Genomic DNA, 7,359 nt, shown 5'->3' on the forward strand with positions numbered 1-7,359 from the left:
GTAAGCAGGAGTCGTCGGCCGATCAGGCCGCACCGGCCAAGCCCGCTACCACCGCTACGCCGGCCACCGCGACCAGCACGGCTGCCGCGTCTGGTGCCAAGAAGAGCGTGTTCGATGTCAGTGAGCTGGACAGCAACACCAACGCGTGTTCAGACCTGAACAGCTTCGTCAACGCCAAATGGATCGCTGCCAATCCCATCCCCGATGATCATTCCGGCTGGGGGGCCTTCTCGCAACTTGCCGAAGATAGTCTCAGCATCCAGCGCGCGATCGTCGAAAAAGCCGACAAGGATGCAGACAAGGCACAAGCAGGCTCGATCGGGCAGAAGATCGGCTGGCTGTATCGCTCAGGCATGAACGAGGACGCGATCAACAAGGCAGGCTGGCAACCGTTGAAGCCTGAGCTTGACCAGATTGCCGCGCTCAAGGACAACAGCCAGCTAGCCGACTTCATCAGCAAGCAGTATGCGCAGGCCAATGGCTTCGTATTCGGCTTCGGCTCGGGTCCAGACTACAAGGATGCCAAGATCCAGATTGGTTATGCCAGTGAAAGCGGCCTGGGTCTACCGACCAAGGACTACTATACCGACCCCAAGTACGCCGATATCCGTGCGGCCTACGTGACATATATCGCCAAGCTGCTACAGCTGACTGGCACGTCCGAGGCCGATGCCAAGAAGCAGGCTGACGAGGTCATGAAGTTCGAGACCAAGCTGGCATCCGCCTCGCTGAGCCCAACTGAAATTCGCGACCCCAAGAACCAGTATCATTTTGTAACCGTGCAAGAAGCGGACAAGGTTACCCCGCACTTCAACTGGGGCGACTTCTTCAAGGATCAGGGTGTCACCATCGACAAGGGCTTCTCGCTGTCGCAGCCGAAGTTCTTCGCAGAATTCGACAAGCAGCTGGCTACCGCCCCGATCGCTACTTGGCAGGCCTACCTGCGCTTTCACGCGATCGATGACGCCACCAGCACGTTGTCGCAGGATTTTCAGGATGCCAGTTTCGCCTTCTACGGCCAGACCCTGTCTGGCCAGCCCAAGCAGAAGCCGCGCTGGAAGCGCGTGCTGGGTGCCGTCAACGTTGAGATGGGTGAAGCCCTGGGCCAGTTGTACGTGGCCAAGGTGTTCAAACCCGAAGCCAAGCAGCGCGCCGAGGAACTGGTCAACAACGTGCGCAATGCCCTCAAGGCACGTATCCAGAACCTCGACTGGATGAGCCAGGAGACCAAGGACAAGGCCATCGCCAAATGGAACACCTTCCTGCCCAAGATCGGCTATCCGGACAACTGGCGTGACTGGTCGGGTTTGAAGATCACACCCGATAGCTATTTCGATAATGCCCAGGCGGCGGCAAAGTTCAACTACGACTACGACATCGCCAAGATCGGCAAGCCAACCGACCGCAAAGAGTGGGGCATGACTCCGCAGACGGTCAATGCGTATTACAACCCAACCGACAATACGATCAACTTCCCGGCCGCGATCCTGCAGCCGCCGTTCTTCGACGCCAACGCCGATGACGCCATCAACTATGGCGGTATCGGTGCCGTGATCGGCCACGAAGCCAGCCACGGCTTCGACGACGAAGGCTCGCAATTCGACGGCGAAGGCAACAACAAGGATTGGTGGACCAAGGACGACAAGGCCAAGTTCGATGCGCGTACCAACAAGCTAGTGCAACAGTTCAATGACTACACCCCGATCAAGGACAAGCCGGACCTGCACGTCAACGGCAAGCTGACCCTGGGTGAAAATATCGCTGATCTGGGTGGCCTGAACGTGGCATACGATGCGCTACAAGGCGTACTAAAAGCACACCCGGATCAAGCCAACCAGAAGATCGACGGCTACACCCCGGACCAGCGCTTCTTCCTGAACTGGGCGCGCGTGTGGCGTAGCAGCACACGAGAAAAACAAGCCATTCTTGACCTCAACGTCGATCCGCATGCACCGGATTCACTGCGCGCTATCGCCGCACCGTCGAACATGGACGCCTTTGCTTCGGCTTTCCAGTGCAAGCCTGGCGATGCCATGATCCGCTCAGGCGATAAGCAGGTGAAGATCTGGTAAGGCGGCCTGGCTACAGGCACAGAAAAGCCCCGCGATCCTGCGGGGCTTTTTTATCGCGAATGTGCATAGGGGCGGCCATGTGATGGCACTGAGGCACTCTGAACCCTCAGCCTGCGACCGCGCCACGCCTCTTCTCACCGTTGCAGGAGCGAAAAGGCAGGGTGATTGCATCAATCCGCAATCACGCCGCGCGAAAGATTAACGGTAGGTGCGAAAACGCACCTGGTCGTCCATGAAGGCCTTTTCCGGGAAGGGGGCCTCATTGGAGCCGAACGGCATCTGTGCACGCAACGTCCACGATGCGGGGACATCCCAGGTCTTGCTGACGCCTGCATTGATCAGCGGGTTGTAATGCTGCAGGCTGGCACCGATGCCGGCATTGGCAAGCACCGTCCATACGGCCAATTGGGCCATGCCGGAGGACTGCTCCGACCAGATCGGAAAGTTGTCGGCGTACAGGGGAAACTGAGCCTGCAAAGACTTGACCACATCCTGGTCTTCGAAAAACAGGACCGTGCCCGCACCCTTGGCAAAGCCTTCAATACGCGCGGCAGTGGCCGGGAAATCAGCGGCTGGCACGATGGCCTGCAATGCATCCTTGGCGATGCTCCACAGCGCATCGCTCTGCTTGCCGAACAAGATGATGGCGCGCGAGCTTTGCGAATTGAACGAAGACGGCGAATGGCGGATAGCCTCGCGGATCAATTCTTCCACGGCACTTTCGGCGATCGGCAACTGCTTGCCGAGGGCATATTGCGTACGGCGCTTCTTGAGATGGTCGAGCATGAGGTTTCCCATTGGATTCGGCATGAAGAAAGATTGCAGCCGCAGGGACACTAGGTACCCCTCGGCATCAAATCACCCTAGGATCAGCTTAACTCCGGAAACGACAATGCATTAGGGGCCGGAGAGTGCAAACAGCGTTCGTCTCGATGAACAATCCCGTCCAGGCATGGCGCTCGGCCGCGTCTATTGCGGCGTCTTTGGAATCAGGTCGATACGCTGCTCGGTCGCGTCGTTCTCGAAAACGGCCTGGTCGAGATGCCACCGTCCTATCGCCTTGGTCGCTTCCACGTACACGGTTCCCTTACCCTTGCTGCCCTGCACACTGAACGACAGATGGGCCGTGCCCGAAGGGCCGCTGACCTGGATCTGTCCGGTGGGAATGCCCGTGCTCATGGGGCTGCCGAGCTGCTGCACGACCTCCGGGTTCTGTTGCAAATCCTTGACGGCAAGCTCATAGGCGCCGGAGTGTTTCATCGCGCTGCTAATAGCCCAGAAGCCACCCACCATGAATACGCCAACCACGACGAACAGAATGGCACCGGCGATGGCCCAGTTGCGCTGGGTCTGGCGGAACGCCTCCACGCTGGCCCAGCGCCTGTTGCGCCAGGCCCAGGCACTGCCCTTGGCACCCAGCACGAACCACATCACGATGTTCACGAAAGGCACGAACATCAGCAGCGCAATCAGCACGTTGTTGCCGATGCCCCAGATCCAGGTGAGTAGGAAGGCGCCCCAGTTCCAGCGGTCGACCTCCGGTGGCACGCTGGCCGTGGACCCACCACCTGATGTGTTTTCCATGTTTTACCCCTCTGGTAAATGGCGCGATGGCAGCGCCTCAACGCGCCATGATATAGCGCTTGGTGATGTGCTCGACCTCGTCGCGATAGACGGGCCAAACCCGGGCGCGGTAACGATGGGCTCACCAGTGAAATGCGGTGGCAGCCTATGTCCGCGATCGATCGCGATGTGATGCGGAAGCGCTGCCTGTTGCAGGTCGCGATAAGCACGAACGAGCCTGACCAAGCTTTTGGCATATGCGACGATCTTGGTACCTTCGCCTGTCCCTCGATAGGTAGAGGTAATCCTGGGGCGTTCGAGCGCGGCTTTTTCATACGCATTGACGAAGGCGTGACCGCACTGGGCAGCCAGTTTGCTGGGTATTATCTTCAGGTCCGCGCGATAGATCACATACATGTTCAGCGGACGGCGATCCGCTTTAAAGGCCGCCATCGTACGCTTGCGCTCGGCAAGCATGGCTTCGATATCCGCTCCAAGGTCTTGTTCCATGGCGCAAAGGCTCACTTGGCATCCACAGACGACACCATGGGATATCACGCCGACCGGCTCAAGCATGCTTCTTGCGGTGAAGGTCACTGGGCGCCATCGCGCCGCAGGCGCCGGAATGCACGGGGTGTCATGCCTGTTCGCTTGCGAAAGACCTTCGCGAACGCAGATTCCGACTGATAGCCAACGCGCTCGGCAATGTCAGGTAATGGCGAGTTTTCGGTCTCCAGCAGGCTACACGCCAGTTGCATGCGAATATCGGTGACTAGATCCATGGGCGACATGGCAGCCTTGTCCGTGAAGTGCCGGGCCAACGTGGCCCTGGACATATTGGCCTGCCGAGCCAACGCCTCGACTGTCCAGGCCTTTCCGGGCTCCTTGATCATGGCCAGCACGGAGCGGCTCAGCCGGCTATCGCCAAGCAACACCAGCAATGAAGGTGACATGCCGTCGCGCTGCGCATGAATTCGCAATGCCATGATAAAAAGAACATGGCTGAGCGAGGTCACGATGGCCAGCGCCCCGGAGCGCAACTGTTCGACTTCGCTCCTTAACAGCGACACGATGCTGTCCAACGCATCCAGCGAGCCTTCTTGGGCCAGAGAAACGTGCAGCACATCGGGCAAGGCGCTCATGACCAGATCGGCCGAGCCATGAGAATAGATGAAACGGCCACAGAGGATATCCATGTCCGGTCGGTCGTCGGTATTGCTGCGCCGAAGCAAGGGACCGCTATGGTCCATATGCACCGCCCGGCTCGGTCCCACGCCCTGCCCCCGCAAGACATGCCATGCGCCTCTTGGCAGCAGGATGAAATCGCCGGGCACCAGTTCAATGGCGTCGCCCCGAGGCAACATTAATTGCGCACGACCCGATAGTACCAGGTGAAACGGCGCTTGCCCCGGCGCCAGGGGCTGATGATCCAGCTCGAAATGACCCGACATCTGGCAGCGCAGATCCAGGCTGCCACGGATACGAGCCAGCTCGATCACTTGACTGAGTGCATCCATTGAGACGTTTGAGCGAATTTTTGAGCTTGTTGAGTATTAAAGAACTCATGGTCCGGCGCAACACTGATGGTCACGGGAGCGCGATGGTCGAGCTCCCACTCCTTTGAGGAATTGAACATGTTGGACTGGCTGCAATACCGTAAAGAACTGGCCGCACGTATCGGCGAAATCGCCGCCGAAAGCCCTGATACCGTCCGTGGCTACCAGACTCTATCCCGGGCCGGACAGCAAAAAGATGTGCTGGGCGCCAAGACGCGCGAGCTCATTGCCTTGGCAGTCGCCGTCACCACGCATTGCGACGGCTGTATCACCACCCATACGGCCGAGGCTATCAAGCAAGGCGCCACCAAGGAAGAAATTATCGAAGCGCTGGGTGTCGCCGTGGCTCTGAACGCAGGTGCTGCCATGGTGTACTCGGCCCGCGTGGTCGATGCGTTCGACGCACATACCGCGAAATAATCGCCGGACCAAGCGAATGAAGAACCTGAGCGTCACAGACACGAATATCGTGCACGGCCCGAAATACTCAGGCAGCCATGGCCCGCCCGATCTGGCGAACGCCGCGCTCGAGCCATAGAAAGGAAGCCAACGCTGCCGTCGGTGCCTGCGCTCGCGTGACAACTACGGTATCAAGCAAGGCCAGGACAGCCTTGTGATTGATCAAGCCCAAATCGGCCAATGCACACTCGCGCAACTGAATCGCCAACGTATCGGCATGCAAGGCGATCTGGCCCGGCAACACATCGGCAAAGGTTTCCTTGGTGTAATCACGCGCAAACACATTGCTACCCAGATGGGATTCCAGATACTGGCGCATTAATTCCCTGCCCTGGCGGCTGCCACGAGGCAGACGGTGACAGAATGCGACAAGATTGGGGTCGCTGAGCGGGTTGACCGGCCACATGCCATGACGCAGCAGGTCCGGGGCTCGGCAGGCGTGCGCAAGCAGGGAGGTGGCCGGCACCGGGCTGAGCGGTGCATCAAAACCACGCAAGCTGTTTGCCGCACCCAGCGCCCGTGGCGTCAGCAGCGATAGTGCGCAATGCTGGATATCAGCCGCCCTGCTTGTTTTGCCTAGCAGATGCCCCGGCATTTCGTTGAGGTAACTAGGAAAGAGTTCATCACCACCGATGCCGGTGAATAACGTGTCGCGCCCTTGGCTTCGTGCCAGGGACCATAACGCAGCACAGGCTTCCAGATAATATTCCCAGTAAAGATTACTGGTCGCGGACATCTGCTGAAGATCAATGATGGGCGGAAACGCACTGATTTCCACGGTTTCGTCGTGCAATCCCAGCCGTTCAACAATCCATTGGCGCCGTTCGACCTGGGGCTGGCGTACTTCTCCGTCCAGTAAGATGCCCTTGCTGGCAATACCGACGTATCGGGAAGCGAGCGCGCAGGCAACGCTCGCCGAATCCATGCCTCCGCTGAGTTCGAGCGCCAGGCGACCGGTCATGAGCGGGCGTGATGACACGACACGCTGTAGCAGCGAACCGAACACCTGCAGGGCATCGATATCATCAGCCAGTGGTGACGGTATCGATTCCTGGATGGGTGTCGGATACCGAAAACTTGCCTTGCCCGGCTCGATATCAAGCGTGGCTCGCTCGGTAAGCAGATGGACTCCAACATAGAGCTGACGCGCCGAATAGACCGTATGCATGGCGAGCCGGTGCGCGGCGATCTCCGTGTCGACTGCCGTCGATCCGGTGGCAAGGTCGGTGAAGTCCCAGGAGACCGTGGCTTTATCGTGCGTGGCGCGACAGTACACGGGGACCGAACCCAACACCCCGCTGCGCAGACGCATGCGGCACCCGGCCTGGGCCACTTCGATCAACACGTAATCGAGCGGCCATAACAGGCACTCGTTGTAGAGCTTGCCAAAGGTCTCGGGACTGACCTCCCTATCCTGCACTGCGCGAGCGATCGCCCCGGCCGCCAAGCGCTCGCGCACCACAAAGAACCACTGCCCCCGAGTTTTTACAAGCACGCTTTCGAGCAGTGCGTGGGCGTGTGCAGTGATATGGCTACCGCCAAAGACAATAGATTCGCCCTGCCGCGTTGCCTCGAGCAAGAGGTCGCAGAGCGTGATACGAGCTTTAAGCATGGGTGGCATCCATCCATGAAAAAAGCCGCCTCCCCGGTGAGGAAGCGGCCTTTCTGGTATCCGGCGAATTCAAGCGTCTGCGTCGAGGCAATCAGTC

The 7,359-nt window shown here is 59.1% G+C and carries 7 protein-coding genes; 2 read left to right on the forward strand and 5 right to left on the reverse strand.

The annotated features are described in order from the left end of the window. On the forward strand, positions 1-2,072 hold a 2,072-nt coding region (locus VF436_RS05475), incomplete at its 5' end, for a M13 family metallopeptidase (protein ID WP_330902998.1). 198 nt (positions 2,073-2,270) lie between these two features. Here the strand turns inward: VF436_RS05475 and VF436_RS05480 are convergent. From VF436_RS05480 to VF436_RS05495, 4 genes are all read right to left on the reverse strand, one after another. Further along, the gene (locus VF436_RS05480) at positions 2,271-2,858 is read right to left on the reverse strand and encodes a nitroreductase family protein (RefSeq protein WP_414649817.1); all 588 of its coding nucleotides are present in this window, start codon (positions 2,856-2,858) and stop codon (positions 2,271-2,273) included. Between the two features lie 183 nt (positions 2,859-3,041). Next, a complete protein-coding gene (locus tag VF436_RS05485) occupies positions 3,042-3,656 on the reverse strand; it encodes a cytochrome c oxidase assembly factor Coa1 family protein (RefSeq protein WP_330902999.1) in 615 nt (204 codons plus the stop codon). A gap of 3 nt (positions 3,657-3,659) precedes the next feature. Then, entirely contained in the window at positions 3,660-4,145 is a 486-nt protein-coding gene (locus tag VF436_RS05490; protein WP_330903000.1) for an aminoacyl-tRNA hydrolase, read from the reverse strand. Positions 4,146-4,228: 83 nt separating this feature from the next. Next, positions 4,229-5,152 (reverse strand): AraC family transcriptional regulator, encoded by a 924-nt coding sequence (locus VF436_RS05495; protein WP_330903001.1) that lies wholly within the window; start codon positions 5,150-5,152, stop codon positions 4,229-4,231. Positions 5,153-5,269: 117 nt separating this feature from the next. On the opposite strand from VF436_RS05495, the gene VF436_RS05500 reads away from it, so the two are divergent. Beyond that, on the forward strand, positions 5,270-5,611 hold the full coding sequence (locus VF436_RS05500; RefSeq protein ID WP_330903003.1) for a carboxymuconolactone decarboxylase family protein: 342 nt from the start codon (positions 5,270-5,272) through the stop codon (positions 5,609-5,611). 67 nt (positions 5,612-5,678) lie between these two features. On the opposite strand, the gene VF436_RS05505 is transcribed toward VF436_RS05500, so the two are convergent. Then, positions 5,679-7,262, reverse strand: coding sequence for an asparagine synthase-related protein (locus VF436_RS05505; protein WP_330903004.1), 1,584 nt, complete (start codon positions 7,260-7,262; stop codon positions 5,679-5,681). Between the last annotated feature and the right edge of the window lie 97 nt (positions 7,263-7,359).

This window comes from Dyella sp., assembly GCF_036384435.1.
Classification (GTDB): Bacteria; Pseudomonadota; Gammaproteobacteria; order Xanthomonadales; family Rhodanobacteraceae; genus GSA-30.